The 274-nt window shown below is 61.3% G+C and carries 1 protein-coding gene; it reads left to right on the top strand.

Annotated features, from left to right (window positions below; translation table 11 throughout):
* Nucleotides 1–274: hypothetical protein (locus tag EUU22_RS25075; protein ID WP_205687796.1), on the top strand; the 274-nt coding region annotated here is incomplete at both ends.

A 274-nucleotide genomic window follows, 5' to 3' on the forward strand; every position in this document is an offset into this window, starting at 1 on the left:
CACATGTGATGCTGGGCCGGGCCGTCGCCAGCTATATCGTTAATAGCGATCAGCAAAACTACCTGGTGGCGCAACAGTTCGGCGGTGCCACCGATGCAGTGTTGAGCCAGGACACACTCGACAGCATTGCTGCAGCGGGCAGGTTCTTCGATGAGTCGCGCGGGCGCTTCAAGGCATACCAGGCCGCTGTGGGTGCGCTGGCTGATCCGGATGGCCGCTATCGGAGCGTGACGCAGCGCTACGAAACTCTGATGGACAAGGGTGTTGCGCCGCT

The organism is Ciceribacter ferrooxidans, assembly GCF_004137355.1.
In the GTDB taxonomy this organism is placed as follows: Bacteria; Pseudomonadota; Alphaproteobacteria; order Rhizobiales; family Rhizobiaceae; genus Allorhizobium; species Allorhizobium ferrooxidans.